This is a genomic window from Streptomyces cyaneofuscatus, from assembly GCF_000718135.1.
GTDB classification, from domain to species: domain Bacteria; phylum Actinomycetota; class Actinomycetes; order Streptomycetales; family Streptomycetaceae; genus Streptomyces; species Streptomyces cyaneofuscatus.
Genome location: NZ_JOEM01000083.1, coordinates 1 through 392 on the forward strand (window position 1 = coordinate 1; position 392 = coordinate 392).

Annotated in this window: 1 pseudogene; it reads right to left on the bottom strand. The window is 73.0% G+C overall.

Annotated elements, in window-relative coordinates:
• Positions 1-316, bottom strand: a pseudogene (locus tag IF17_RS0135855) (lantibiotic dehydratase); the annotation flags it as partial.
• Between the last annotated feature and the right edge of the window lie 76 nt (positions 317-392).

Sequence of the window (392 nt, forward strand, 5' to 3'; positions counted from 1 at the left end):
GCAGCTCCGCATCCCCCACCCGCTCCAGAACCGCACGCAGCTCCCGGTCCGGACGCGCACCCGAAGGCACCTCCAACCGCCAGCTCACCCACCGACGACCCACCAGCTCGCGCAGGTGCTCCTCGGCCAGGCCGGCGGGGAGCGAGAGCTCCCGGGCGAGGTCGCCGAGGGTGCGGCGGCCGTCGACCAGTTCCAGCATCGGCAGCAGCTCGCCGGGGACGGGCTGTTCGGGCCGCCCCGGGAGCTGTACGAACGTGCCGCCGTCGCCCCGTCCGATCCGGGCGAACGGAGTGCGTCGTGGGGGTATCCAGGCCATCAGCCGCTCGTCCGCCGACAACGTCCTCGCCAGCGCGTCGATCGACCAACTCGAGAAGAACACCGACGACGACGCC